Origin of the sequence: Mycobacterium sp. SMC-8 (assembly GCF_025263565.1) — a bacterium.
Classification (GTDB): domain Bacteria; phylum Actinomycetota; class Actinomycetes; order Mycobacteriales; family Mycobacteriaceae; genus Mycobacterium.
Genome location: NZ_CP079865.1, coordinates 3,848,694 through 3,873,895, shown reverse-complemented (window position 1 = coordinate 3,873,895; position 25,202 = coordinate 3,848,694). Strand labels below are relative to the sequence as shown.

General features: G+C 66.3%; 24 protein-coding genes, 1 other RNA gene and 1 pseudogene. 12 read left to right on the top strand and 14 right to left on the bottom strand.

Annotated features, from left to right (window positions below; translation table 11 throughout):
• Positions 1 to 16: 16 nt before the first annotated feature.
• Positions 17 to 1,360 carry a deoxyribodipyrimidine photo-lyase gene (locus KXD97_RS18735; protein WP_260751528.1) on the top strand — a complete coding sequence of 448 codons (1,344 nt, stop codon included), beginning with the start codon at positions 17 to 19 and terminating at the stop codon, positions 1,358 to 1,360.
• Between the two features lie 24 nt (positions 1,361 to 1,384).
• Here the strand turns inward: KXD97_RS18735 and KXD97_RS18730 are convergent, their stop codons facing one another.
• Positions 1,385 to 2,221 (bottom strand): mycofactocin-coupled SDR family oxidoreductase, encoded by an 837-nt coding sequence (locus KXD97_RS18730; protein WP_260751527.1) that lies wholly within the window; start codon positions 2,219 to 2,221, stop codon positions 1,385 to 1,387.
• Between the two features lie 100 nt (positions 2,222 to 2,321).
• Here KXD97_RS18730 and KXD97_RS18725 point away from each other — a divergent pair, with 100 nt between their 5' ends.
• On the top strand, positions 2,322 to 2,576 hold the full coding sequence (locus tag KXD97_RS18725) for a DUF2631 domain-containing protein (protein ID WP_260751526.1): 255 nt from the start codon (positions 2,322 to 2,324) through the stop codon (positions 2,574 to 2,576).
• A gap of 19 nt (positions 2,577 to 2,595) precedes the next feature.
• On the opposite strand, the gene KXD97_RS18720 is transcribed toward KXD97_RS18725, so the two are convergent.
• Positions 2,596 to 3,213 (bottom strand): hypothetical protein, encoded by a 618-nt coding sequence (locus KXD97_RS18720; RefSeq protein ID WP_260751525.1) that lies wholly within the window; start codon positions 3,211 to 3,213, stop codon positions 2,596 to 2,598.
• A 124-nt stretch (positions 3,214 to 3,337) separates the two neighbouring features.
• Positions 3,338 to 4,768, bottom strand: coding sequence for a wax ester/triacylglycerol synthase family O-acyltransferase (locus KXD97_RS18715; RefSeq protein ID WP_260751523.1), 1,431 nt, complete (start codon positions 4,766 to 4,768; stop codon positions 3,338 to 3,340).
• A gap of 255 nt (positions 4,769 to 5,023) precedes the next feature.
• Here KXD97_RS18715 and KXD97_RS18710 point away from each other — a divergent pair, with 255 nt between their 5' ends.
• Genes KXD97_RS18710 through KXD97_RS18700 form a run of 3 tightly spaced genes read left to right on the top strand, consistent with a single transcriptional unit; the run spans position 5,024 to position 7,592 of the window.
• Entirely contained in the window at positions 5,024 to 5,713 is a 690-nt protein-coding gene (locus KXD97_RS18710) for a DUF427 domain-containing protein (protein WP_260751521.1), read from the top strand.
• Positions 5,714 to 5,725: 12 nt separating this feature from the next.
• Positions 5,726 to 6,529, top strand: a complete 804-nt coding sequence (locus KXD97_RS18705; protein ID WP_260751520.1) for an acyl-CoA thioesterase II — start codon at positions 5,726 to 5,728, stop codon at positions 6,527 to 6,529.
• Positions 6,530 to 6,575: 46 nt separating this feature from the next.
• Positions 6,576 to 7,592 carry an NADP-dependent oxidoreductase gene (locus KXD97_RS18700; RefSeq protein ID WP_260751518.1) on the top strand — a complete coding sequence of 339 codons (1,017 nt, stop codon included), beginning with the start codon at positions 6,576 to 6,578 and terminating at the stop codon, positions 7,590 to 7,592.
• 30 nt (positions 7,593 to 7,622) lie between these two features.
• Here KXD97_RS18700 and KXD97_RS18695 read toward each other — a convergent pair whose 3' ends face one another.
• Complete coding sequence (locus KXD97_RS18695) at positions 7,623 to 8,540, bottom strand: LLM class F420-dependent oxidoreductase (RefSeq protein ID WP_260751516.1); 918 nt, start codon at positions 8,538 to 8,540, stop codon at positions 7,623 to 7,625.
• 106 nt (positions 8,541 to 8,646) lie between these two features.
• On the opposite strand from KXD97_RS18695, the gene KXD97_RS18690 reads away from it, so the two are divergent.
• The 3 genes and pseudogenes from KXD97_RS18690 (at position 8,647) to KXD97_RS18680 (ending at position 12,380) form a co-directional block, all read left to right on the top strand.
• Positions 8,647 to 9,579, top strand: coding sequence for an LLM class flavin-dependent oxidoreductase (locus tag KXD97_RS18690; protein WP_260751515.1), 933 nt, complete (start codon positions 8,647 to 8,649; stop codon positions 9,577 to 9,579).
• Positions 9,580 to 9,701: 122 nt separating this feature from the next.
• Positions 9,702 to 10,925, top strand: a pseudogene (locus KXD97_RS18685) (DUF222 domain-containing protein); the annotation flags it as partial.
• Positions 10,926 to 10,940: 15 nt separating this feature from the next.
• Positions 10,941 to 12,380 carry a recombinase family protein gene (locus tag KXD97_RS18680; RefSeq protein ID WP_073908059.1) on the top strand — a complete coding sequence of 480 codons (1,440 nt, stop codon included), beginning with the start codon at positions 10,941 to 10,943 and terminating at the stop codon, positions 12,378 to 12,380.
• 193 nt (positions 12,381 to 12,573) lie between these two features.
• Here KXD97_RS18680 and KXD97_RS18675 read toward each other — a convergent pair whose 3' ends face one another.
• From KXD97_RS18675 to KXD97_RS18635, 9 genes are all read right to left on the bottom strand, one after another.
• A complete protein-coding gene (locus tag KXD97_RS18675; RefSeq protein ID WP_051558597.1) occupies positions 12,574 to 13,482 on the bottom strand; it encodes an Abi family protein in 909 nt (302 codons plus the stop codon).
• A gap of 518 nt (positions 13,483 to 14,000) precedes the next feature.
• Positions 14,001 to 14,423, bottom strand: a complete 423-nt coding sequence (locus tag KXD97_RS18670; protein ID WP_220098987.1) for a hypothetical protein — start codon at positions 14,421 to 14,423, stop codon at positions 14,001 to 14,003.
• Positions 14,420 to 15,697, bottom strand: a complete 1,278-nt coding sequence (locus KXD97_RS18665; protein ID WP_067991401.1) for a hypothetical protein — start codon at positions 15,695 to 15,697, stop codon at positions 14,420 to 14,422. The genes KXD97_RS18670 and KXD97_RS18665 overlap by 4 nt, the downstream gene beginning before the upstream one ends.
• Positions 15,694 to 15,969 (bottom strand): hypothetical protein, encoded by a 276-nt coding sequence (locus KXD97_RS18660; protein ID WP_036376325.1) that lies wholly within the window; start codon positions 15,967 to 15,969, stop codon positions 15,694 to 15,696. Before KXD97_RS18660 ends, KXD97_RS18665 begins: the two co-directional genes overlap by 4 nt.
• A gap of 228 nt (positions 15,970 to 16,197) precedes the next feature.
• Positions 16,198 to 17,013 carry a hypothetical protein gene (locus KXD97_RS18655; protein WP_051558595.1) on the bottom strand — a complete coding sequence of 272 codons (816 nt, stop codon included), beginning with the start codon at positions 17,011 to 17,013 and terminating at the stop codon, positions 16,198 to 16,200.
• 355 nt (positions 17,014 to 17,368) lie between these two features.
• A complete protein-coding gene (locus KXD97_RS18650) occupies positions 17,369 to 17,536 on the bottom strand; it encodes a hypothetical protein (protein WP_165804665.1) in 168 nt (55 codons plus the stop codon).
• Complete coding sequence (locus KXD97_RS18645) at positions 17,529 to 19,010, bottom strand: replication initiator (RefSeq protein ID WP_229480067.1); 1,482 nt, start codon at positions 19,008 to 19,010, stop codon at positions 17,529 to 17,531. Before KXD97_RS18645 ends, KXD97_RS18650 begins: the two co-directional genes overlap by 8 nt.
• Positions 19,003 to 20,448 (bottom strand): FtsK/SpoIIIE domain-containing protein, encoded by a 1,446-nt coding sequence (locus tag KXD97_RS18640; RefSeq protein WP_036376246.1) that lies wholly within the window; start codon positions 20,446 to 20,448, stop codon positions 19,003 to 19,005. Before KXD97_RS18640 ends, KXD97_RS18645 begins: the two co-directional genes overlap by 8 nt.
• A gap of 89 nt (positions 20,449 to 20,537) precedes the next feature.
• Positions 20,538 to 20,870 (bottom strand): hypothetical protein, encoded by a 333-nt coding sequence (locus tag KXD97_RS18635; protein WP_036376243.1) that lies wholly within the window; start codon positions 20,868 to 20,870, stop codon positions 20,538 to 20,540.
• 167 nt (positions 20,871 to 21,037) lie between these two features.
• Between KXD97_RS18635 and KXD97_RS18630 the strand changes: the two genes are divergently transcribed.
• The gene (locus KXD97_RS18630; protein ID WP_067991398.1) at positions 21,038 to 22,240 is read left to right on the top strand and encodes a hypothetical protein; all 1,203 of its coding nucleotides are present in this window, start codon (positions 21,038 to 21,040) and stop codon (positions 22,238 to 22,240) included.
• The gene (locus KXD97_RS18625; protein ID WP_036376238.1) at positions 22,237 to 22,965 is read left to right on the top strand and encodes a creatininase family protein; all 729 of its coding nucleotides are present in this window, start codon (positions 22,237 to 22,239) and stop codon (positions 22,963 to 22,965) included. Before KXD97_RS18630 ends, KXD97_RS18625 begins: the two co-directional genes overlap by 4 nt.
• A gap of 132 nt (positions 22,966 to 23,097) precedes the next feature.
• On the opposite strand, the gene KXD97_RS18620 is transcribed toward KXD97_RS18625, so the two are convergent.
• A complete protein-coding gene (locus tag KXD97_RS18620) occupies positions 23,098 to 23,310 on the bottom strand; it encodes a three-helix bundle dimerization domain-containing protein (protein WP_036376236.1) in 213 nt (70 codons plus the stop codon).
• Between the two features lie 482 nt (positions 23,311 to 23,792).
• Here KXD97_RS18620 and rnpB point away from each other — a divergent pair.
• Together rnpB and KXD97_RS18610 are read left to right on the top strand one after the other, a co-directional pair.
• Positions 23,793 to 23,989, top strand: an RNA gene (gene rnpB / locus KXD97_RS18615) — RNase P RNA component class A.
• Between the two features lie 33 nt (positions 23,990 to 24,022).
• Entirely contained in the window at positions 24,023 to 25,108 is a 1,086-nt protein-coding gene (locus KXD97_RS18610) for an IS630 family transposase (protein WP_036376233.1), read from the top strand.
• The last annotated feature ends 94 nt before the right edge of the window (positions 25,109 to 25,202 follow it).

Sequence of the window (25,202 nt, the reverse complement as noted above, 5' to 3'; positions counted from 1 at the left end):
GGGCAGCATCAACGACATGCCCGCCGTGTTGTGGTTGCGCCGCGATCTGCGGCTCTCCGACCTTCCGGCCCTGCTGGCCGCCGCCGACGTCGACGGCGCCGACACCGAGGTGCTGGCCTGCTATGTGCTCGACCCCCGGCTGAAGGCTTCGTCGGGTCCACGGCGGCTGCAATACCTGTACGACGCGCTGCGCGACGTACACGACCGGCTCGACGGGCGGCTGCTGGTGACCGAGGGCCATCCCGGGACCCGGATCCCCGCTCTCGCGAAAGCCATCGGGGCATCGTCGGTGCACGTGTCGCAGGACTTCACCCCGTTCGGCCGGCGTCGCGACGACCAGGTGCGCGACGCGCTCGGCGACATCGAGTTGGTGGCGACCGGCTCGCCCTACCTGGTCTCCCCCGGCCGCGTGACCAAGGGCGACGGCACCCCCTACAAGGTGTTCACGCCGTTCTTCGCGGCGTGGCGCAAGCACGGCTGGCGCCGCCCCGCCGAATCGGGGCCGAAGTCGGCGCACTGGATCCACCCGTCCGACGTGAAGGGCGCTCGCGCGGTGCAGATCCCCGACGCCGGGGTTGAGCTCGAGCTCCCCGCCGGCGAGACGGCGGCGCTGCGGGCGTGGCGACAGTTCGTCGCCGATGGGCTCACCGGCTACGCGGAGGACCGCAACCGTCCCGATCTTTCGGCCACCAGCCGCATGTCGGCGCATCTGAAATTCGGGGCGATTCATCCGCGGACGATGGCCGCCGATCTGGGCCGAGGCAACGGCGCGCAGGCCTATCTGCGCGAGCTGGCGTTCCGGGATTTCTACGCCTCGGTGGTGTGTGAATGGCCGGACAGCACGTGGTGGAACTGGAACCGGAGTTTCGACACGATCGAGGTCGACGACGGCCAGGATGCCGAGACATCCTTCGAGGCCTGGAAGAAGGGCAGGACCGGTTTCCCGATCGTCGACGCCGGTATGCGGCAGCTGGCCGAGGTCGGCTTCATGCACAACCGGGTGCGGATGATCGCGGCGTCGTTTCTGGTCAAGGATCTGCACCTGCCGTGGCAGTGGGGTGCCCGCTGGTTCCTCGAACAGCTCGTCGACGGCGACATGGCCAACAATCAGCACGGCTGGCAGTGGGCGGCCGGCTGCGGCACCGACGCCGCACCGTACTTCCGGGTGTTCAACCCGACGACCCAGGGCAAGAAGTTCGATCCGTCCGGTGACTACGTGCGGCGCTGGGTGCCCGAGCTGGCCGGTGTCGACGACGTGCACGACCTCGGGGCCGACCGGCCCGAGGACTATCCGGCACCGATCGTCGACCACGGGCGGGAACGCGCCGAGGCGCTGCGCCGGTACGGCGCCATCGGCTAAAGCCGGTACGGCGCCATCGGCTGACTACTTCAGCGTCTGGCCCGCATCCAACGGGATCGCGGCGCCGGTCAGATAGCGGCCCGACGGCCCACACAGGTAGACCATCGTGTCGCTGACGTGGTGCGGTTCCATCATCGGCAGTTGCAGTAGCGCCTGCTGCGCGGCGCTGAACGACGGGTGCTCGCCGGCCCACTCGGCCAGTGCCTCGTTGAGCACCATCGGCGTGGCCACGCCGCCGGGGTGCACGGAGTTGACCCGGACGTTCTTCTCGGCCAGCGAGCGGGCGAAGTGGCGCATGACCCCGACGACGCCGTGCTTGGCGGCGGTGTAGCCGGCCGCGCCGTGGTTCATGGTGGCGAATTCGGTACTCACGGAGGTGAACCCGGCTGCCGAACTGGTGATCACGATCGCGCCGCCGTCTGGGTTGCGCAGCAGCGCGGGCAGGGCGGCCTCGATGGTGAAATACACCCCGTTCAGCATCACGGCGATCGCGTCGGTGAACGCGGTGATGTCGCGGCCCTGCGCTCCGGCGGCAGGAAGAATGCCGGCGTTGGCGAGTACGAAGTCGAGCCGGCCGAATTCTGCCACTCCCTTGGCCACCACGTCGGCGAGCCGGTTCCGGTCGCGGACGTCGCCCTGCTCGGCCACGATCCGGCGGCCGGTCTTCTCGACCAACCGCACCGTCTCGTCAAGGTCCTCGGGGGTGGCCATCGGGTAGGCGACGCACTCGAGTTGGTCGCACAGATCCAGCGCGATGACGTCGGCGCCCTCCTCGGCGAACCGAACGGCATGGGCGCGGCCCTGGCCGCGTGCCGCGCCGGTGATGAAAACGACCTTGTCCTGCAGGACCTGCGGTGCCATGACCGCCCAGCCTACCGAGTAGGCCCAAGGTCTACGGCGGTCCGTAGTAGGCCTGTGTCAGAATGACCGTTGACTGTCAGCCCGATCATGAGGAGCAGCCGTGGCAAGCACCGAGGTGGAACGACGCACTGGTGTCGACGTCGAGGACGTGCCGTCTGCCGAATGGGGCTGGTCGACGGAGAACTACCGCTTCTACCAGATCGGTGGGCTGCTGGTGGCGGGCTTCCTGCTGCTGATGATCCACGGCAATCACACCGGACGGGTGGAGGACTGGTTCATGGTCGGCTTCGCGGCCGTGGTGCTCGCGTTCGTCGCGCGCAGCTGGTACATCCACCGCCACCGCGACACGCAGTAACGGCGGGCGCCGGCGTCCACTAGCGATTCGGGAGCGGCACCAGATCGGCGCCGTCCGGCGGATACCAGAGCGCCGCGCTGACGAATTCCTCGACGGTCAGATCGGCAACGATCTGACCGGTTGTCTGCAATGCCCTGCTCTTGAACGCACGGGCGGCGGCACTGAGCCGGTGCCTTACCCGGTCGAATCGTCCGTCGGGACCGAACGAGCCCGCATCGCCCCAGACGGTGATCTCGGCGCGGGCAGTGTCGGCCAGAGCCGACATTTCTGCCCGCAACCCGGCGTTCTCCCGCAGCACTCGCGCGTCCATCGCCACGGCTGCGCCTGCGGTACCGCACAGCGCCTCGAGGAGGGACTCCTGCACCTCGACGTCAACGCCGAGGATCCTCAGGGCCCGGGTGTCGTGGCCCGGCGGAATCGTGACGGTGACCTGCCAGCCCGCCCGCGCCCGGTCGCACAGCCAACCGCCCGCGGCGCCGACCACGCCGTCGACGTCGGCGGCGAACACGGTCAGGTCGTAGGTGCGCAGGGTCTCGCCGGCGATGCGAACCCCGGACCGCCGTCGTTCGAACTGCGCGAAGTCGTCTGTCTCGAACGTCCGGCCTCTCACCGTCTGCCTCCAGTCTGCGTCGCGCATCGCGTGACACTCCAGACAGGGTGACATTTTGGAGTCGATCTGTAAAGTCTCCATCCGATTTCCGCGCGCAGCGGCAGGACCTGCGACGCCGCGAAAGCGCGCGCCGATCAACAGGTTCCGAGGTTCAGAGGGCCGGAGCCAGCGGCAGGGTCTTCTCGACAGGTGTCAGCTTGTCGGACAGACCGGCCGCGGCGCGAATCTCGGCGAACGAGGCGATCAGCGCGTCGGTCGCCTCGTGCGGGTCTTTCAGCGTCCGGTCGTCGGTGAGCACCGAGATCGACAGTTGGTCGACATAGCTCCACACCGTGATGTTCATCCCGCTGCCCGCGACGATCGGCCCCACCGAGTAGATCTCGTCCACGACCGCACCCTTTATCACCCCCCGCTCCTTCGGGCCCGGCACGTTGGAGATGGTCAGGTTCATCACCATCGCGGACTCCACCCGGCGGGCCTGCGTCCGGAAGATCGGCGGAGTGGCGGCCGGCGGCAGATAGGTCAACCAGGACGGCAGCAGTGTCGGCCCGAGCAGGCCGTGGTTCTCCTTCGCGATGGCGGTCGCGGTCGCGGTGAGCCGCACCCGCGCGATGGGATCGGGTACATGAACCGGTAAAGACGGTGTCATGTAAGTGAATTCGTTACCGACGAGCCGCCCGGGTGAGGTGTCGAAACTGACGGGCACACCCGCGATCAACGGCGAGTCGGCCTTCTTGTCGTAGCGCAGCTGCAGTTCACGCAGAGCTCCGGCCGCCGTGGCGAGCACGATGTCGTTGAGGGTGACCCCGAGGTGTCGGGCGGTCTCCTTGACGTCCGCGAGCGCCAGCGGGGCGGTGGCGAAGCGGCGGCCCGGCGTCACCACATGGTTGAGAAAGGTCGGCGGCGGCGCGAAGTTGCGCGCCAGGTCGGGATGCCGGCCACGCTCGCGGGCCTGCCTGCGCACCCGCGAGACACCGGCGGCGGTTTCGTTGACCAACCTGGGCAGCCGGCGCAGCTGACGCACGTGATCGCGGGCCGCGGCCTTTAGTAGGGCGCGCGGCGCTGTCGAGTCCGGGGGCACCTCGGCGAGCTGACCCCCCACCTCGGGCTCGCGGGGCTGAATCGCCATCGCTAGCTGGTTCGCCGACGCGACACCGTCGGCGAGCACGTGATGTACCTTGTGGATCACGGCGATCCTGTTGTCCGCCAATCCTTCTGCGACATACATCTCCCACAGCGGGTATCGGCGGTCCAGCGGCGTGCTCGCGATCTCGCCGATGAGCTGGTCGAGCTCGCGCCGCCCGCCGGGAGCCGGCACCCGCGCTCGGCGGATGTGGTAGTCGACGTCGATCTGCGCGTTCTGCACCCACATCGGGTGATGGAACTTCAGCGGTATGTCCACCAGCTGGTAGCGCAACGGCGCCAGCGCGTGCAGCCGCGGCAGCGCGGCCCGGCGGAAGAACTCGAAGTCGAAGCCGTCGACGGCGGTCACATCGAGCACGCCGACCTTCAAGGTGTGCATGTGGATTTCCGGCGTCTCGCTGTAGAGCATCATGGCGTCCACGCCGTTGAGTCGTTTCACCCGCCACCTCGTTCGTCGTCCACCCGGCCTGCAACGTGGTACCCGTTTCGTCGATTTTCGCCACTTCGCCGGTCCGCGGTCGCCCGAATCGCCGTTCCCGCGGGGGCGATGTCAGGAATGTCTCACCGTCCGGGCCCTCGAAGAGGGACGCTGCTGTGACAATCCACCAGGAGTTTGTAAACTCCTGCAGGACGTCGCCGAGCGAAGGGAAACCGCTGTGATTTGTCCGAGAGTTGTTGGGGCCGGGGAATTTCGATGAGCCTGGTGGCCGGGCACGGTCCACTCAGCCGGGAGCGTGCCGGTCGGTTCAGTCCGCCGGTCGCCGGAGACCTGGTCTACCTTGAGCCGCATCCGCGGCGCGTGCAGGCGTTTCTCGACAACCGTCCGGTGATCGACACCGAGGACGCGTGGATGGTGCACCGTAGGGGTGCGCCGCTGAGCTACGCGTTCCGATCCGCCGACATCGGCGAGCTGCCGAGCACGCCGGTTCCGGAGCTGCCCGGTTATGTCGTGGTGGCCTGGACCGCGGTCGACACCTGGCTGGAAGAGGGGCGCCGGCTGGTGCACTACCCGCCCAACCCGTACCACCGGGTGGACTGCCGCCCCACCGCACGGAGTCTGCGGGTGGCCGTCGGGGGCAGCACGCTCGTCGATACCGACGACACGGTGATCGTGTTCGAGACGGCGCTGCAGCCTCTGCTCTACGTGGCCCCGGCGTTCGTCCGAACGGACGCGCTGCGGCGGTCGGACACCACCAGTTACTGCAACTACAAGGGCTACGCCACGTACTGGACCGCGGTCGTCGAGGGGACCGTCGTGGAGGACGTGGCGTGGAGCTATGCGGACCCGCTGCCCGAGAGCCTGGGAATCAAAGACATGCTCAGTTTCGACGGCGACAAGGTCGACATGACCGCCGACCTGCCGGGATCAGTTGCGGCCCGCTAGGGTCGACGTCTTGTGACAGGTGTCAAACAGAGCTGGATCGCCGATCTAGTGCGGTTCGATCGCCGCGACGACGTATTTGTGGCCTGCCCGGCGGCCGCCGGTCCCGGGTCGCGGTTGTTCGGCGGTCTGATCGCCGCGCAGGCGCTGGCGGCGGCCGGCGCCACGGTCGGCGCCGGCAAGCTGCCTCAGTCGCTACACCTGTATTTCGTGCGGGGCGGCCGCTACGGGGTCGAGGTCGAACTCCACGTGGAGCGCACCCGGGACGGGCGCTCCTTCGACACCCGCCGCGTCACCGCGATCCAGCAGGGCGCAGTGATCCTGGAGATGATCGCGTCGTTCCACGTCCCCGAGCCCGGCCCCGATGAGCACCCCACCCCGGCGCAGTCGGTGACCCTGACCGAAGCAGGGGGCAAGGAACCGGACATCGAGTTCGCCGACCGCTTCGACATCCGCACCAGGCCCGACGACGATTCGGTGTTCGCGGTACCGCCGTTCTGGATCCGCACCCGCGACGAGATCGAGGACGACCCGCTGATCCGGGCATGCACGCTGACGTTCCTGTCCGACTTCGGTCCGGTGCCGGTGGCGCGGCCGTCCGGGGCGCCGCTGGAGCCGGAAGCAGGGTCGGGGACCTTTGCGGCCAGCCTGGACCACTCAGTGTGGTTCCACCGGCCCTTCACACCGCACAACTGGCACCGCTACGAGGTGCATCGGCTCAACGTCGGCGATTCCCGCGGCCTGGTCCAGGGCTCGCTCTACGACACCGCCGGCACGTTGATCGCCACCACGACGCAGGAGGCGCTGTGGCGGTTGTGACCCGATAGGGGCTCGGCGGCAGTGTCGCTTCGGTAGGTTCGGCCGGGTGTCGACGTTGACGAACCGACAGATCGTGTTGCGCCACCGACCGCACGGGTTGGTCGCCCCCGGTGACACCGAACTGGTGACCGCCCCCGTGCCAGAACCCGCCGACGGTGAGGCACTGGTGCGTACGACGTACGTGGGCATCGATGCGGCGGTGCGGACCTGGCTCGACGATCAGCCGAGCTACCTTCCCCCGGTGCAGCTCGGCGAGGTGATCCGCGCGGCGGGGATCGGCGAGGTCGTCGAATCCCGTTGTGCCGCATACGCGGTCGGGGACATCGTGACCACGCTGACCGGGTTCCAGGAATACACGATCGTCCGCGACGACCTCTTCACCACACCGGTGCCGGGCCCCGGCGACCAGGTGGATCAGCTCGCGGTGATGTCCATCTACGGCCCCACCGGCGCCACCGCGTACTTCGGCATGACGGGCATCGGACGTCCGCAACCGGGCGAGACGGTCGTGGTGTCGGCCGCCGCCGGGGCCACCGGCTCGGTCGCCGGGCAGATCGCCAAGATCGCGGGCGCGCGGGTGGTGGGCATCGCCGGCGGCCCGCACAAATGCCGTGCGGTGGTGGAGGACTTCGGCTTCGACGCCTGCATCGACTACCGCAACGACGACCTGCGCGCGGCGCTGCGGGAGCACTGCCCGCGTGGGGTCGACGTGTATTTCGACAACGTCGGCGGCCCGATCCTTGACGCGGTGCTCGGCCGGCTCGCCCAGAAGGCGCGGGTGGTGCTCTGCGGGGTCATCTCCAGCTACCTCACCGGTGAGCATCCGGGGCCGGCCAACTACGTCAATCTGCTGTCCAAGACCGCGATGATGCAGGGATTCAACGCCCTCGACGAATGGGGCCGCTTCGACGAGGCGTTCGCGGCGCTGCGGAGCTGGGAGGAGCAGGGGCTGATCACCCACCGCGAGCACATCTTCGACGGCATCGAGTCCTGCGTCGACGCACTCAACGGTTTGTTCACCGGAGCCAACATCGGCAAGACCCTTGTCAAGGTCGCCGGGTGACCGGCATCGATGCGACGCGTGTCGCGGCTACTACGCCCCGATGACCGATCCGCCGAACTCCTCGATGGCCTCCAGCGTGTGCGCGAGGCTGTCCCCCGGCACGCTCACCTGAATCCAGGTGACTCCGGCCTTCTCGAGATCGGCGACGCCGGAGAGGAACTCGTCGGCGTTGAAGTCCGCGGCACCGGGAGCGCCACCCGCATCGTTGGTGAACGTGATGTCGATGTCCGACGGATCGCGGCCCTCGCCCTCCAGGCGACGGCGCAGATCGTCCACACCGGCCTGGAGATGGTCCACCGTCTCCAACGGCGCCGTACGGGCGGTCTGCGCCAGCACAGCCGGGGCCCGGAACGGACACCAGCCCTGCGCGTACCTCGCGACGCGCGCCCGCGCGGCCGAGGTGTTGCCACCCACCCAGATCGGCGGATGCGGAGCGCTGACCGGCCTCGGATGCGCGGTGATGCCTGTGGCGCTGAAATGCTTGCCGTCGAAGGTGATGTCATCGGTGGTCCAGACCTCGCGGATCACCTGCAACGCCTCTTCGAAGCGTACCGCCCGCTCGTCGAAATCCACACCAAGGGCGCTGAATTCGCGCTTGAGGTAGCCCACGCCCACCGCGAGGGTGAACCTGCCTTCGGAGATCAGGTCCAGCGTCGCACCGGCTTTGGCCACGACAAAGGGGTTGCGGTACGGCAGCACCACGATGTTGGGGATCAGCCGCAGCGTCGTGGTGTGGGCGGCGGCGAATCCCATCGCCACGAAAGGATCGAGTGCGTCGTGCCCACCGGCCTCCAGCCACCGTTGGGTCGGCGCGGGATGGTCGGTGAAGCCGAAGCCGGCGAACCCTGCCTTCTCGGCGGCCGCGGCCACCTTCGCGATCCCCGCGCCCGTGACGAGCTCGGGATTGTAGGGATGGCTGTGCATCGGATGGGTGATCGCGAACCGCATGGGCAGCCCTTTACGTCTCGTCGTCGTCAGAATTTGCTTCTCACTTTGCGAGAATGTCGTTACCATGCAGGCGACCGAAAGTACAGCACTGTCGATGGGGAGGGTGATGAGCAGGCCGGAGATCGGCATCTACCTGCCTCAAATGGGCTTCTCATTCGACGAGGTGTTGCACCGCGCCCGACGCTGCGAAGAACTCGGGATCGAATCGCTGTGGCTCTACGACCACCTGTACGGGCCCGGCATGCCCGACTATCCGTCGATGGAGGCCTGGACGCTGGCCACCGCGCTGCTCAGCCGCACCGACCGTCTGCGGGTCGGACATATGGTGCTGTGCAATCAGTTTCGGCATCCGGTCACGCTGGCCAAGATGGCCACCACGCTGGATCAGATCTCCGGCGGCCGGCTGAGCCTGGGCATCGGCAGCGGATCGATCGAGGACGAACACCGCCGGGCCGGTCTGCCGTGGGGCACCTTCGCCGAACGCTCCGAACAGCTCGGCGAGACATTGCAGATCTTGCATCAGGCCTTCACCGACGAGCGGATCGACTTTGCGGGCAAGCATTTCACCGTGCCCGACATGCCGATCAAACCGGGAGCGGTGCAGCAGCCGCGGCCCCCCATCGTCGTGGGCGGCGTCGGCGAGAAGTTCACGCTCCCTCTGGTGGCGCGATATGCCGACGTGTGGAACGTACCGACCTACGCACTGGGCCAGATCAAGGAGAAGATCGCGGCCCTGCGGTCCATCTGCGACGACGTCGGCCGCGACCCGGACACCATCACGCTCTCCATCGAGGCCGTGATGGCACTCGCGCCGGACGACGCCGCGCTGCCGAAGGTGCGAGGCCTGGCGGAAAAGCGGTTCGGTGGTGAAGGTTTCGGGCTACACGACACCGACTTGATCGGCACGCCGGCAGTGATGGTCGATCGGCTCGGGGCGCTGGTCGAGATGGGCTTCGGGCAGATCGTGCTTTTCACGCACGATCGGGGTTCCGATCAAACGCTCGAACTGCTGGCAGGGGAAGTGATTCCCCAGCTCTGATCACGCTTCGGTTTCGGTGCCCGCCAGGCGCTTCACGCATGCTTATCCACAATTGGCGAATCGGTTCACAGCCGGCCAACTACCGACCTGATTCGTCACAGCCCGCCGGTAGAATCGCACACATGTTCGAAGTATCGGTTCCGGAGCCCGGCCAGCTCACCGGGCTCTCGGATGCCGAGCTCATCGACGCCGCCGCGACCACCTCGCGGATGGAGAACGCGGTGTGTGCCCGCAAGCTGGCGGTGATGGCCGAACTGTTCACCCGCCGCGTCGACCTCGCCCCCGAAGACCGACTGGACTGGTGGGTCGACCCCGAAGCCGCGGTCACCGCCGAACTGGCCGCGGCGTATCGGATCACCCACGGGTTGGCGCTGCACCAGGCCTACCGCGCGGTGGAGCTGCGCGACCGCCTCCCCAAACTCGGGGCGCTGTTCCTGCAGGGGCTGATCAGCGAGATGTTGGTGCGCGCGATCATCACCCGCACCGACCTGATCACCGACCCGGACTTGATCGCCGCCGTCGACGCCGATCTGGCCGCCGACATCCTCGGCTGGGGACCGTTGTCGGTGAAAAAGACCGAAGCCGAGATCGACACCATCGTCGAACGCCACGACCCCGACGCCGTGCGCCAAAGCCGTGGAGGCGACTTGGGGCGCACGATCGAGTTCGGCAACCTCGGTGACGCGCCTGGGTTCACCACGGTGTGGGCGCGGATGTTCGACGGTGACGCCGCTGCTGGGGAACGCACCCTGACCGCGATGGCCTACAGCGTCTGCGACGCCGATCCCCGCACCCTCGACGACCGCCGCAAGGACGCCCTGGCCGCCCTGTTCCACGGGATCACCACCCTGGCCTGCCGCTGCGGCAACGGTGATTGCGAGGCTGCCACCAACCCCCGCCCAGTGCGCGAGATCATCGTCTACGCCCTCACCGACCACACCACCAAGCAGCAGGCAGACACCGACCGGGCGCCCGCCGAACTGCGCGACGACCCGCCCGGCGGCGCCGAGTCTGACGGGCCGCGGGGTGGGGGCACGGCGGCCACACCGCGGCGCAGCGCACCCACCCTGGTCCCGGGGCGCTCGGGCTATATCTTCGGGGCCGGGTTCATGCCTGCGCCGTTCTTCGACGCCATGCTCGACGGCGCCAAAATCCGCGAAGTCGTCCACCCCGGCAATTCCGGGCCGCAGCCTCGCTACACCCCGTCGGCCGCGCTTGCTGAGTTCGTGCGTTGCCGCGATCTGACCTGTCGCTTCCCCGGCTGCGACCAACCTGCCACCACCGCTGACATCGACCACACCGTCCCGCACCCTGTCGGGCCCACGCACGCGTCAAAGCTTAGGTGCTAGTAAACTACCCTCATGGCGAAGGTAAAGAGTCCAGGTCAGCGCGTCGGGGTGCGGTCAGTGGCGATCTATGCCCGAATTTCGGCGGATGTGGAGGGCACCGGGCTCGGGGTGGCGCGGCAGTTGGAAGATTGCCGCAAGCTCGCCGCCGATCGGGGCTGGCCGATCGGCGATGAATATGTCGACAACGACGTTTCGGCCTACTCCGGTAAGCCGCGCCGCGAGTATGCCCGCATGTTGGCCGACCTGACATCCGGTGCCCGGGATGCGGTGATCGTGTACAACCTCGATCGGCTGCACCGCCGGCCAGTCGAACTGGAAGAATTCGTGACGCTGTGTGAATCGTCGGGCGTGCGCGATGTCGCTACCGTGACCGCCGACATTGACCTGGGTAATGATGACGGGCTGTTCATGGCCCGCATCTTTGCCGCGTTTGCTGCCAAAGAATCCGGGCGCAAATCCGCCCGCGTGCGTCGCAAGCTGTTGCAGAACGCCGAACAAGGACTGCCGCACGGCTCGGTACGCCCATTCGGGTACGAGTCCGACAAGATCACCCTGCGCGACGCTGAGGCCAAGGTCATTCGCGAGATGGTCGACCGCTACCTGGCCGGCGCCTCGATCCGGTCATTGACCATCTGGCTCAACGATGCCGGCATTGCCCCGGCCGTCGCGAAGTCGTGGCAGACCTCCGCGGTACGCCAAATCCTTACCTCCGGGCGTATCGCTGGCCTGCGCGAGCACCACGGCGAGGTGATCGGCCCCGCGACCTGGACAGCGATCATCACTCCGGCCGAACGCGACCGCATCTTGGCCCGCATGGCGACCCGGGCACTGACCAAAACCCGCGCCCCACGCACCTACCTTCTGTCGGGCATGTTGCGCTGCGGGCGCTGCGGGAATCGATTGTTTTCCCAAGCACGCCACAGCAATCCAGACAACCGGGTCCGCCGCTACGTGTGTTTGAAAGGCCCCGATCACGGCGGCTGCGGCCGTCTGACGGTGGTGGCGTCGCCGGTCGAGGAACTGCTCACTGATGCTGTGTTGACCCGGTTGGACTCCCCGCAGCTCGCGGAGGCATTGGCAGGTAAGTCCAGTGTGGATGCTGATGTCGCCGCATTGGCGACCCAGCTGGAAGCCGACCAGGCCCGCTTGGATGAGCTTGCCGGACTGTATGCCGCCGGCGCGGTGTCTGCGCGGGAATGGATTGCCGCCCGCGACCCCATCACCGAGCGGATCGCCCAGGCTCGCCGCGACATCGCGCACGCTACCGACACTAGCTCGGTGGTGGATCTGGCTGGCTGCGGCGAGGTGCTGCGCGGCCAATGGGACGACCTCGACATCGACCGCCAACAAGCCATCATCAAATCAGTGCTCGATCACGCCGTCATCGCACCCGGCAACCCCGGCTCGCGCAGCCTCGACATCAATCGCGTCCAGCCAGCGTGGCGCATCTAGATGTCGTTCGGCGTGCCGTTGGCTTCTCGGATTTGAGCCAGCGTCGGTCGATCGCCAGTTCGCCCGGGGACGCGCCCACCGAGCGAGCGGCTGGCCAGGTCGGCGACGATTGACACGTATCGACGCGCTTCTCGTGCGGCTTTGCTTGCGCCCCAGAAACACTCCACTGGGAACCCTCCGCTTGCCGAACGTTTCAGGTGTGTCGTGGATATTGGTACCCGTCGCGGAGATCGGGCCGAGAGTCGATGTGTGCCCACAACTTTGACGAGTACGTTTTGTCCCTGCGGATGGTGTCGACGAGGTCGGCGAGCATCACCAGCCATGCCCATGGTGAGGCTGTCTGATATAGCTGCGGCTCGACGTGCTTGAATTTGTTGAGTACTGGTGGCGGGACGTCGGGAACGCGATGCCATACACGTGAGTGGTGAGCGCAGATGTTGCGCAGGACGACCATCGATCTCATGAGTGATGCGGTAAATCCGGAGTGGGGAAACCCGAAGGTTTTGCACACGGCGGTGCGCACGGTGTGCTGATCGAGCAGTCCATACATCTTCGACAGTGTTCCGAAGCTGAACACCTCCACCGCTGCCCATACCGGCGGCGTCTCGTTCTTTGCGGTGTGATGCGCCACGAATTTCTCTTTTGAGCGGGTGAGTTCGTCGTGGATGTCGGCGATCAGCAAATCGCGAAGAACGTTGCCGTAGCGGTCTCGCCTGTCGATGTAGGACGCCGGTTCCAGATAGCTATCCACCGGCATATGCATTGCGATGTAGTAGGCAAAGCGCGAACGGAAGGTCACTTCCAGGATCGACAGTCCCTCCATCAGGATGCAGCGAAGTTCGTGGTCGAAAGTGTAGGTCGCAGTGATCTGTGCCACGGTGCCGCCGGCGGTGAACCGGTTGTCCCCGTGTCCGGGCCGGACCTGGAAGTATCTCCAGTAACCCGAGAGTCGGTAGTAGTTGTTGTCGATCAGCAGGCGTACCGCTGCGTGGTACTCGGCCTTGCGCTGCTCGTAATCGTCGTCCGGTGGCAGCGGGATGGGCAGTCCTCGTTGGACCAGCAGCTCGATCTGCTTGTCAATCGGCAGTGCGGGTTTGGCCATTCCGGGGATACTAGCCAATAAAAAGCCCCGCCTGGTTGGGGAAGCTTGCGCTCTAGCCCTGGCGGGGTCTGTTAACTACAACCTACACGACTTTGGCGACAATGAAAACTGCCCGTGCATCGCGATGTTCACCACTGTAGATCACAGTATGTCGGGGAGGTTACCCGCTGTTGACCGTTCGTATGCATCGAAATGCCTGATGAGGTCGGTGTTCCGATGCCCACCAGTTGAGCGTCGGGGCCGACGAACGTCGGGGGCAGATACGACGTCATCGCTCGGGTAACCGTGTGCCGACCGAGGGGTCTGCCCGGCCAGCGGCGGGACTAGCAATGGGGACGACCCCGTCTGCCCGAGCAGTCGCGACGTGGTCACAGCGAACGGTGCGTTGCTGGGCATCTTCACGCCGGAACGTGATCCGCCGAGACCGTTCTCAGACGCACGAGGCAAGCACGCGGCGGCCAGCGTGCCTAGCCGATAGACAGCCTGCGCGAGATGGTGGTGTGCGCCCCCGTTCGGGATCAGTATCCACGTAGATCTTTGATCTCCGGGGGAACGTTGGTTGCGTGCTGTTTTGTCCAGGTGCCGTCGTTGTCGGGCGCGACGTGGAAGGTTCCTACGTCGCTGGACAGGATCCACAGCTGATTAGGTTCTGTCGATAGCCAGGTGAACAGCACGCCGTGGCGGGTGCTGTAGGCGGCATCGTCGCGGTAGACCTCGTTGCCGTCTTTGTCGCGGATGACATCGACCAACGTTTTCACGGTGTTCTGAGGAGCGCCGTCCTCGGCGTAGGCGGTATAGAGCCCTGATGGCGAGGGTTTCGGTTCGCCGGGGCGCACGGCGCGCTCATCGGTCTCGCTGTCGCGACCGAAGAGGCCGCAGCCCACAACGGCCGCAGCTACGGCGAGTACCAGCGTCACAGTGGTGACGATTCGGAATGTCATTGGTACGGGTAGCCTTTCGCGGTGACCAAAGCTCCGCTTTGGTCGAGGACAAACTCGGTTTGACTGTGCCAGCCGATGTGAATCTGGTAAGGGTGCGCCTGACCGAGGGTGATGATCTCGGCGATTCGGTCTTTGAACGTGTCCGTCGCATACTGAGCGTTGGCATCGATGATGTCGTTCCACTGATAGCCGCCGTCGACCGTCACCTTGTACGTGCCGGCGGATAGCGGTTCCACGTGGGTTGTCCCGTTGATTCTGAAGCCGCCCGCGTCATCGTTGGTGCCGTTGAGGTACTGGTATCCGGTGATGGATTCGCCGTTCTGCGTTGTCGCCGCGAACTGCGCAGAGTAGTCACGCTGCGCCCCGTGGCCGGCCAAGTACTCGTTGAGTGACTGTTGCGCCTGGCCACGTACCTGGCCGTCGAGTTCTCGGGCCAGCCCGTTGTGGTCCATCATGTACTGCGACCATTCGGGGTTGTCCTGGATGGTCCAGTCACGGCCACCGCCAACCAGGTAGCGATCGAGGATGGCCCGTCCCGCCCAGTCGCTGTCGAGCCAGTCAGCGCCGCCGCTGTCTCCGCCTTCGGGTCGCCGGAACAAGCCATCGTCGCGCACCCGCCGCCCGTACTCGCCGTCGGGATCGCGTTCGCGTCCGTCGGGATGGCGGGCGTCCCGATCGCGGGTTTCGCTGTCGACGAGCTGGACGGTGCCGTCGTGGCCACCGTTCTCCTCGACGAAGGTGATTCCGTCGAGTTCGGTGGCTTTGGCGGTGATCCGCCGGCCGATTAGGGTGTCGGTGGCTACGAGTTGTTCAGTGTTCCACCGGATGTTCTCGGTGTGCTCGGCGGCGGCAGTGTGGCGGGCGGCGATGGTCGACAAATCGAGGCGCCGAGTATCGGTCACGCTCAAGTCGTCGCCGACCCGAAACCCGTCGGCTTCGGCTTCGGCGATCGCTTCCAGCGCAGCCCGCTGGGCCGCCCGCAGATCGTCGGCGCCGGCCTGCGCTAGGTCGGCAGCGGCGCGCACGGTGTCACCGGCCGCGCGTACGACGTTGGTGTCCTGTGTGACCCGGTCGAGTGCGGCGTCTTTGGCGGTGCCTTCCCAGTCGGTGCCACCGGGCGCGGCGATGTTGCGGCGGTGCTGTTCGAACAGTTCCTCAGATTCACTGGCTGATATTCGCCATCGCGCTGCCGCGTGCTCAAGGTGGGTCCTGTCCCAGGTTTCGATCTGTGAGCGCGTCAGTAGCGCACCTACTGGTGTTGTCACCGCGCTCATATAGTCCTCGTCACGTTCTCGGCGGCGGCCTCGTCGCTGTGGGTGTACACCGTCGCCGCGGTCCGCAGATCACTGCCCTGGCCCGCGACCCGTCGGGATTGGCCAACCCGCAGCGCGGCCAGCGCGCGGTCCAGCGCCGCCACACCAGCATGGCTTGGCTGGCTCCCTCCTGCGTTACCACCGGAGTCGGTGGCAAGTCCTTGCGCGATCTCCGCACTGCCGACCGCAGCCTTATCGAGCCCCGCCGCGTCAACGGCCAGCCGATCTGTCACCACATCCCCCTCGACCACAGATAGCTATCCAGCACAGTATCACCTGACCACCACACTGTTCGCCAGCGTCGACGGGTTTGCTGTCACTCGATATGGCCCGCATAGGACCGGGTCGGACAGCCATCCCGACCGAGGAAACGGTGCCGTGCTCGTGGGGGCAGGGTGAAGAAGGTGAACGGCACGCCTTCGCTGGGCCAGAGGGCGCCATGCCGCATCAGCCAAGCGGCTTCAGCACTCACTGATTGTCTGAAGCTCCCCCGGCAGTGGTCGGGCGTCGACCGGCCGCAGTTCTTCGACGATCGTCTCGACTGCGCCTTGTTGGCGCATCGCCTCCGCGCGGTGCTGACCGTTCATGAACCTCAAGGGCTCGCCCGGTTCGCGGATGAGGCTGATCGGGTCCCACCACAACGACCGCGCGGCCTCAGCGATATCTGCCGGCAGGTCCGCGGGCAGATCGTGTTCGCTGCTGCCCTGCAGGGCAGCGATGCTGGCTGCGGCCCAGTCGACGGCCAGGTAACGCCCCATGTCTCGGAACGGCTGGCTGCCGGGGAGTTCACGCACCGGGATACGCCGGAGCACGACGGCATGGGTGGGAGGCGGCGGGGTGTAAGGGACGTATCCCCCGCCATGATCCCACTGGGCGCCCAGACGGTGCAGTGTTGCCAGTTCCTCGGCGTCGACCTCCCGGCAATGCGCGAACCTACCCTGGGTGTCGTAGTCGATCGCGACGACGTTCGGCCAGCCCTTGTAGCGAAGACGCGGGTTGAGCAGGTTGAAGATGAGGGTCGGCGGCGCTGTGTGCTTGCCGAAGAACTCCGCCCAGATGGTGCGTCGGTAGGCTTCGGCGGCGTTAACGTGACTGGCGCCGCGGTCACCGTCGCGCAAGGTGATCAGTGCCAGGCCGTGTCCCCGTTCGTCGCGGAACGCCTGGACGCGGGAAGTGGCGACAGCGTCGAGATGCCACATGTGGATGTCGGCCGTGCGGCCGGGGCGCTGCCACAATCTGCGCAGCGTTGCTGCTGCGTGGCGATGCCAACCAGTCATGAGATCAATTCTGACGGTGCGGCGCCCACCGTGGGTGCGACGCGCCGTGTCCTGCCGTAGCGAAGGGACGCGTGGTCATGTTGTGGCGATCTTCGGACACCGTGAGCAGGGAATCCCACCAGCGACCGCCACACCAATGCGGTCGCCGGCGGGCCGTTGGCCGGGGGGTTTTCTGGCCGCGACTGATGGTGCGCGGCGGCCAGGGGCTGGCGTCAAGGCGCGAACCGGGGTTCGCCCGCGTTGCAGCTGTGGCCTGGACATCAGCCCCCGCCCACCGCAAAGTGTCGTGATGCGCCCAGAGACCGAAAACAATGCTTGACCGGGCAACCTATCGGTAGTGCTCGCCCACGTTCGGTCAGGTGCTGCGCAGCAGGGTGGCGATATCGGCGAGAACAGCCGGGTTGGTGATGGTGACCGCGAGCTGTTGCCGCTCACAAGACTGCACAAGCCAGGCGGTGAATTCTTCACGACTGTAGGACTTTTCACTTTGGTGGTTGCTCACGTGCGCCTGTGGGTTAGCCATCGGGCACCTCGCCCTGCATGTCACGACGCTGGTTCTGTAGCGCTTCGCACGCAGTGCGTCGTTGCTGGATGCGGTGTAGTGCGGCGGTGATGGTCAGGGTGCGCTCACCGAGGCTGGTGTGGCCGGCGCGGTCGAACTCCCACGCCACCAGTTCATCGCCGTCCCCGTCTTGGGTGACCGGGTTGTGCTGGTGTGCAGTATTTTTCGCGTTCTGTTCGCGGGTCCAGGTGGCGCGATGTTGGCGTAGTGCGGTCATTGTGGTCGAGTAGCGGCGGGATTTGCTGGTGATGTGACCTCGGAACCCGAGGGTGTGCAGCCAGCGCCTGACGCCGCTGAGTCCTCTGTCGGCGAGATCGCTGATGGTGGTCAGGATTGCGCGCACATGCTCGGACACGTCCAGGTCGGGTATGGCTTCGGTGGACAGGCGGCGGGCGCTGATGCCGAGGTCGGCTAGGGATTTGGTGACGTATTTGGCGAGGTAGCGCGCTACCCGCCGGCCAGACAGTGACCGACCGGTCGACGAATCCTGCTCTGGTGACACCTTCTTCACCGGATCGGTGGGTGTGATGGGGCGGGTGTCGATTTGGCCGCCGAAGAGGATCACCCGCACGCCATCGTCCGCGCAGGGGTCGTTGACGGTCAGGCTGACGCTGCGGGCGGCGTGCTGGATGATCGCGGCGAGCTCGGTTGCGCCCACGGGTGATTCCCAGTCACTCTGCTGACTGTCGTCGTGGGGGTCCAGCCGGATCAGGGTGTGGATGTGTGGGATGGCGCGGGCTTGCAGTTCAACGACTTTGAGGAAGCTCACCCGGATCCAGTCGGGGTCGACCCCGACGGCTTTTAGGTTCTTGCGGAGTGCGCGGCGCAGGGCGATGGTGAATCGTCGCCACAGTTCGGGCAGGTGCCAGGTGAACAGCACGTGCCCGACATAGTCATAGCATTCGGCACACAATGGCTGACCGACCTGGTCGTCATCATCGTCATGGACAGTGCTGCACCACAACGGTTTTCCGTGGCGGCAGCGCTGATAGCCACCGGTGCGATGGTGGTCCCGACACACCCGCTGCTTGTGCGCGCTATCGCCTGTGGTGTGGACGGGGCCGAAGCTGGGCGCGGTCAGCGTGAGGAACACTTGCGGGCGATCGGCCACCGTGATGGGCATGTCGTGGTGGCCGCCGGCGGCACCGGCGTGCACGAGTTGCCAGGTGTCGCGGGCGTAGAGGTCCGAGCAGGAGGGGCAGATGTGGGCGCGGCGGTTGTTGCACCGCGTCCATACCACCCGCTGCCGCCCGTATTCATCGGCGCCGACCAGTTGGATGGGGTGGGCGCAGAAGCCGACCGATTCCGCACGCCGCCACCATGATTCGTACCCCATCGAGGCCGCGCGGCGCACCATCTCATCGATCACTGTGGCGGTGTCGACCGTATCCGGAATGCCGGGCAGGGCGAGTTGTGGTGGTGTGGGGTTATTCACCAGTGCCCTCGTTCGGCGTCCGGCCGCTGTCGGTGCTGCGTGGCCGCTGGTTGTGTGTCGGCCGCCGAGCGGGGCGCGGGAACTGTGTGGCGAGGGTGGTGATGTCGTGGTCGGTGACGTGGAAGGCCCGTACCCGCACGGGTTGGGTGGTTCCGTCGATGAGCATGTAGCCCACGCCCGGGGTGGCGTCGGAGATGCGGTCGCATTCCGCCCCGGCATCGCGGGCGCCTTGTCCGAGGACCATGGTGGTTTGGGTGGCTTCGGTCAGCCGCAGCCCGATCCGGACGGTGAACAGCTGCCGCACCGGGAGAGTGTCTTTGGCGGGGTCTTGCACCGCGGCCACCACCGAAATCCCCACCGCCCGGCCTTGGGAGAGCAGTAGCCCGAGCAGTTGTTCGATTTCGGTGCGGATCTTGCGGTCGGTCACATAGGCGGTGAGTGCGGCGATCTCATCGATCACCACCACAAACAACGGCTCAGATGGGGTCGGGGTGTGCAGCCGGGTGTGGCCGCGCAGCCGATTGGCCCGCTCGTGCATCACCGTGACGAGCGTGCGCAGGAGTTCGAGGGTGGTGTCGGTGGCGTCGTGGCTGAATACCGTGAACATGGGTGCGCCGGCGCCCAGTTCCATGCCGCCTTTGGGGTCGATGACACACAACCGGACCAGGCCGGTCTTGATCCCGGGCGCGATCCCGGCGATCAGCGACCACAACACGCTGCCTTTACCCGCGCCGGTCGCGCCCGCGACCAGGAGGTGATGCCCCAACAGCGGCATGTGCCAGGGGTGGCGGGTTTCGGTGATCCCGACCCGCACTGACTCCAGATCCACCGGTGTGGCCGGGGTGGGCATCGGTAGGGCGATCGGGTCGGCCAGCACATCCCCGCGCATCAGCGTGATCCGCAGTTCGCCGGGCGCGGTGGCGGTGATGGTGATCCGGTCGGCGCGCCAGGCCGCGGCCAGCGCCTCGGATTGTTTGTGCCAATCTGTCGGGGAGTGGCCGGTGACGATCCGCACCGCCAGCACATCGGTGGTTCTTCCGATCGTTACGGTGCGCAGGGTTGGTGTGAGGGTGCGGTCACCGAGTTTTGCGGTCAGTCCGTGCAGGGTGCATGTCGATTCCCAGGCGCGGGTGTAGCGCGACCAGGTCAACCAGCGGCGCCGTACCGGTTCGGTCACCCACGAGCGAAACGACCGCGGGTCCAGCCACGCCCACCCCGCATACCCGGCGCAGAACACGATCGCACAGACGATCCCGCCGCGGGGTCCGTGGGTGATGCCGAGCGCCAGGCTGGCGATGATCGGGAGACTGATGGCGGGGAACAGCACCGCCCACCACAGCAAGTATCCCGCGGCGGTGAAGAGTGACATGACCAGATCCCCGAGCCAGTCGTCATTGTCAGATTGAGTGTTGTTGGTGTTCTTATTGTTTGAAGTCATTGCAGGTGCCCTTCGTGAGCGAAGTGGTCGACGACAGACCCGGGGCCGGGCGTGACACGCTCTTGGTGCCGCGCCTCGGCCGCGGGGTGTTATTTCTGGGTGCGCGACCCCTGCTCACCTGTCGTGGCGCCGGTGATGGCATCGGCGCGGAAGGCCACGCCGCTGCGATCACCTTGCGCCCAGGGGATGGCGACCAGGCTGGTCACCGACACCGGTTGGGTGACCGTGACGTTCGGGTCTCCGGCTACCGTCACGTTCAACACTTCGCCGCCGGTGTCGTCCAATGCCAGCAGCTGCACCGAATGCTGGGGCAGGCCGGTGGAGGTGTCGATTTTGGGGCTGCCCGTCTCGAAGTTGAGTCGCGGCTCGGCCGCCCGGGTGACGATGAACCGTGTCCCGGAGGTATCGATTCTCAAACGCATTGTTCTGCTGTCCTTTACTGGGTTGTGGTGTGCGGTCGTGTGTGCCGCGATCCCAGGACAGCCCTCGGGTGGTGGTCGCCGGAAGTGACAGCCAGTAACAGCCGGTAGCACCCCGACACGCGCACGGCAGTGCTGAGCTGCGCTGATGTGTCAGGCATGATCGAAAGATGGCCGCCGCCGATCCGAACCGTGCGCGCAACGCGCAGCGGCTTCGCGATGCGCGCGCCGAGTACGGGTTCAGCCTCAATGAGCTGGCTGTGGAGGTGCAGAACGTTCGCCGGCTACGCGGCGATACCGAGATCCCGCAGCGGGAATCGTTGCGTCAGATGATTCTGAGTATCGAGCGTGGCGGTGCGTTCGGCGACATGTGGCGCGCCGATTTGGCCGCGGTGTTTGGCCGCGAGCCTGATGAATTGTTCAGCGTGCCGATCGCCTCACCGCTGCCGCACCCGTTGTTGTTGCGGCTGCCTGTCGACGAGGACATCCTGGCGGTGATCACGGCGCAACGCTCGGCGCATATTGAGGCCGAACATGCTCTCGGCCCGCAGCACGCCCGCCCGTTGGTGGAACGTGATCTCGATACCGTCGAAGCCCTCATCAAAACGGCGCCGCGACGGCTCAAACGCGCGGTGACTGAGGCGGCCGGAACGATCGCCGAGGTGGCCGGCTGGATCGCCCAAGACCTCGGTGATCACGCCGCCGCCCAAACTTTGACGCATAAGGCGTTTCTGCACCTGCGGATGGCCAGCCCCGAGGTGCAGGCGATGATCTTGATGCGCCAATCCAACATTCTGGCCCACAGTGAGGCGAGTCTGGCCGTCGATCTGGCCGCCGACGCCGCCGAACTCGTCGAGGGCCGCGAAGCGGGGCGCTTGAAGGCCAGCATTGCCCGCCAGCAGGCCCTGGCCGCGCTGCACAATGGTGATGAACGCAGTTTCTACCGGCACGCTGCCGCCGCACTCGATCTCGGTGATATCGACCCGGTGCCTGGTGATCGGGCCCCCTATGCCCACGCCGCCTATGTGGCCAGCGACATCGCCGCCGGGCATCTACGGCTCGGCAACAACGACAAGGCGCTGGAACTGCTCACCGGTCATCACGCGCAGTGGACCTCCCAGCAGCATCGCGACCGCGCCGTGGCCGATATGCGGCTGCTGCACGCCTACATCGCTGTGCGCGAATACCGCCTCGCGCTGGTGTTGGCCGACACCGCGATCCCCGCCTACCAATCAGCACCCTCACAACGCGCGCACCGACATCTTGCCCGGGCACACACGCTCGTGCGTAACCGCCGCCGCAACGACGCCGACCCGCTGCTACAAGCACTCGGTGCACGCATCCGAAACGCCACCCAAGGAGACCCGTCGTGAGCCACGACATCATCCCCGACCTCACCACCACCGACCCCGCCGCGACCAGCGCGGTCGCGGTGCTGCCGGTGGGGGCCTTCGAGCAGCACGGCCCCCACCTACCGTTGGGCACCGACACCCTGATCGCCTGCGCGATCACCGCAGCCATCACCGAGCACCACCAGGTTCTAGCGCTGCCGCCGATCACGTTCGGCTGCTCACATGAACACGCTGCCTACCCCGGCACCATCAGTATCAGCGCCACCACCCTGGCCGCGATCATCGCCGATATCGGCCAGTCCCTGACCGGCCAGGGCATGCGTGGGTTGATTGTGGTGAACGCGCACGGCGGCAACGCCGTGCTCACCAATGTCGTGCAGCAAGCCAACCAGCCCGCCGGCCCGCTGAACGTGGGCCTGTATCCGAGTCGTGAAGACTGGACCGAGGCCCGCACTGCCGCCGCCATCACCAGCAGCAACCACGACGATATGCACGCCGGCGAACTCGAAACCTCCATCCTCCTCGCCAGCCACCCCGACTACCTGCGCGACGGCTGGGCACAGACCGATCACACCGCCACCGACCGGCGCCACCTGACCACCCTCGGCATCAGCGCCTACACCACCACCGGCGTCATCGGCTACCCCTCACTGGCGACCGAAGCCAAAGGGCACGCCGCCCTCGACCACCTCGGCTGCCACGCCGCCACCCTCATCGACCTCCTCACCATGGTGCGCCGAACCTAGGCACCGCAGCGCAGCAAGGCCCCCGCCACCTGCCGGAACACAGCACTGCCACGAACCGAAACAGCCCCTGGTGTATCCCGAAACGAGGCGTCGCCCCCAGCCTTAACGACAGGGGGCGACTTCAGACAAGCCTCAGACTAAAGCGGCCGAACACCGCTCCCGAGGATCGCGGCGCGCGCGTTTCTCGACAAACAGCGGAACGAAATCCCGGATCCGACTCGCATCGAACCGCGCATACGCCCGCCGCACCGCAGCATCAATGTCCACGCGGGTAGTGCCAGGAAAATCCTGCACCAGCGTGCCCGTGATCTCCATCAGTAGCGTCTGCTCGGCCACCGCACTCATCACCCACCAGCATCCCCACACCACGGCAGCGCCGTCAACACACCGCAGCCAGCGCACGGACCTGTGCCGACGACCTCACAGCCACCGACACCGGGCCGAATCACCGAACGCTCTCGGCAGTCGTGTCCACCACCGCACTGGCACGTCGTCGCCCACGCACGCCATCACCTCATCTCTGACCACGGTTCCGTCACTTTGGCGGCTCCCTGCGGGCTTCGCTTCGCTCCCTGTGCTCCCGTCCGCTGGCGCTCCCGTCCGCGCCGGTCGCTACGCTTCACCCTCCGTCCGCCGCCCGTACGACCAAGCAGCCAGGACAATCATCCGACGCCCGCAGATCAACAGCCACCGCGACGATCCACAGCCTCATCGCGTCCGCCAGCACGACAACCGCCACCGGCAACCCAGTCGACAGCCCGCCCGGCAGTGGCAACACGAGCCGACGCCAACCATCAAGTCGCGGATAAAAGAACGTCTCTGACCTGCAATGTGAGAACTTTCTTTACTGGTATCGAGGAAAGTCCGGACGTCACAGAGCAGTGTGCTTGTCAACGGCAATCCGGGGAAACCCGCGGGACAGTGCCACAGAAAGTAGACCGCCACCCGCAAGGGAGGTAAGGGTGAAACGGTGCGGTAAGAGCGCACCAGCATCCCGGGTGACCGGGATGGCTAGTGTCCTGAGTCATTAATTACGGCTCAGTTGTTAGACTGGGTCATGCCCACTCCTCAGGCTGCTGCGATCGTGTTGACCGATACTGAACGTGCCGAGTTGGAGGGGTGGGCGCGGCGTCGGAGCAGTGCGGCGGGGTTGGCACTGCGGTCGCGAATTGTGTTGGCGGCTGCCGACGGCGGGTCCAACACAGAGTTGGCGGCCAACCTGGGGGTCTCGCGGTCAACGGTGAAACGGTGGCGCAATCGGTTCGTGGAGTTGCGCTGTGACGGCCTGCTCGACGAACCGCGTCCAGGCCGGCCGCGGGTCGTGGGTGACGAGCAGATCAAGGCGTTGATCACCCAGACGCTGGAGTCTGCTCCCAAGGACGCTACGCACTGGTCGACGCGGTCGATGGCCGAGCATCTCGGGTTGAGTCAATCGATGGTCTCCCGTGTCTGGCGGGCGTTCGGATTGGCGCCGCACAAACAGGACTCGTGGAAGCTGTCGAAAGATCCCTTGTTCGTGGAGAAGGTCCGTGACGTCGTCGGGCTCTACCTCGACCCGCCCGAACGCGCGGTGGTGCTGTGTGTGGATGAGAAAACCCAGATCCAGGCACTCAATCGCACCGCGCCGGTGTTCCCGATGCTGCCAGGCACCCCGGCGCGTGCCAGCCACGACTACGTCCGTCACGGTACGTCGAGCCTGTACGCGGCGTTGGATCTGGCCACCGGCCAGGTCATCGGCTCGCTTCACGCCCGGCACCGTAGCCAGGAATTCCTGGCCTTCCTCAAAAAGATCGACGCCGAAGTCCCCGCCGATCTGGACTGCCACGTCGTCCTCGACAACGCCTCCACCCACAAGACGCCGGCGGTAAAGCGTTGGCTGACAAACCATCCCCGGTTCGTCCTGCACTTCACACCGACAAGCTCCAGCTGGCTCAACCTCGTCGAACGCTGGATCGCGGAACTGACTACCAAGAAACTGCGCCGCGGAACCCACACCTCGGTACGCCAACTCAACGCCGACATCCGCGCCTGGATCCAGCACTGGAACAACAACCCCCGGCCCTACGTCTGGACCAAGACCGCCGACCAAATCCTGGCCAACATCGCCAACTACTGCACCCGAATTAATGACTCAGGACACTAGGTAAACCCCACCCGAAGCAAGGCCAAGAAGGCCGCAACCTGGTTGTGGCTGCGCAAGCGTTCAAGGGCTGCTCGCCCGAGTTTGCGGGTAGGCC

Excerpts from the sequence above, each read along its gene's own strand:
- KXD97_RS18735 (WP_260751528.1), top strand. The coding sequence starts at position 17 with ATGCCCGCCGTGTTGTGGTTGCGCCGCGATCTGCGGCTCTCCGACCTT.
- KXD97_RS18730 (WP_260751527.1), bottom strand. The coding sequence starts at position 2,221 with ATGGCACCGCAGGTCCTGCAGGACAAGGTCGTTTTCATCACCGGCGCG.
- KXD97_RS18720 (WP_260751525.1), bottom strand. The coding sequence starts at position 3,213 with ATGCGCGACGCAGACTGGAGGCAGACGGTGAGAGGCCGGACGTTCGAG.
- KXD97_RS18710 (WP_260751521.1), top strand. The coding sequence starts at position 5,024 with ATGAGCCTGGTGGCCGGGCACGGTCCACTCAGCCGGGAGCGTGCCGGT.
- KXD97_RS18695 (WP_260751516.1), bottom strand. The coding sequence starts at position 8,540 with ATGCGGTTCGCGATCACCCATCCGATGCACAGCCATCCCTACAATCCC.
- KXD97_RS18690 (WP_260751515.1), top strand. The coding sequence starts at position 8,647 with ATGAGCAGGCCGGAGATCGGCATCTACCTGCCTCAAATGGGCTTCTCA.
- KXD97_RS18680 (WP_073908059.1), top strand. The coding sequence starts at position 10,941 with ATGGCGAAGGTAAAGAGTCCAGGTCAGCGCGTCGGGGTGCGGTCAGTG.
- KXD97_RS18675 (WP_051558597.1), bottom strand. The coding sequence starts at position 13,482 with ATGGCCAAACCCGCACTGCCGATTGACAAGCAGATCGAGCTGCTGGTC.
- KXD97_RS18670 (WP_220098987.1), bottom strand. The coding sequence starts at position 14,423 with ATGACATTCCGAATCGTCACCACTGTGACGCTGGTACTCGCCGTAGCT.
- KXD97_RS18665 (WP_067991401.1), bottom strand. The coding sequence starts at position 15,697 with ATGAGCGCGGTGACAACACCAGTAGGTGCGCTACTGACGCGCTCACAG.
- KXD97_RS18655 (WP_051558595.1), bottom strand. The coding sequence starts at position 17,013 with ATGACTGGTTGGCATCGCCACGCAGCAGCAACGCTGCGCAGATTGTGG.
- KXD97_RS18650 (WP_165804665.1), bottom strand. The coding sequence starts at position 17,536 with ATGGCTAACCCACAGGCGCACGTGAGCAACCACCAAAGTGAAAAGTCC.
- KXD97_RS18640 (WP_036376246.1), bottom strand. The coding sequence starts at position 20,448 with ATGACTTCAAACAATAAGAACACCAACAACACTCAATCTGACAATGAC.
- KXD97_RS18635 (WP_036376243.1), bottom strand. The coding sequence starts at position 20,870 with ATGCGTTTGAGAATCGATACCTCCGGGACACGGTTCATCGTCACCCGG.
- KXD97_RS18630 (WP_067991398.1), top strand. The coding sequence starts at position 21,038 with ATGGCCGCCGCCGATCCGAACCGTGCGCGCAACGCGCAGCGGCTTCGC.
- KXD97_RS18620 (WP_036376236.1), bottom strand. The coding sequence starts at position 23,310 with ATGAGTGCGGTGGCCGAGCAGACGCTACTGATGGAGATCACGGGCACG.
- KXD97_RS18610 (WP_036376233.1), top strand. The coding sequence starts at position 24,023 with ATGCCCACTCCTCAGGCTGCTGCGATCGTGTTGACCGATACTGAACGT.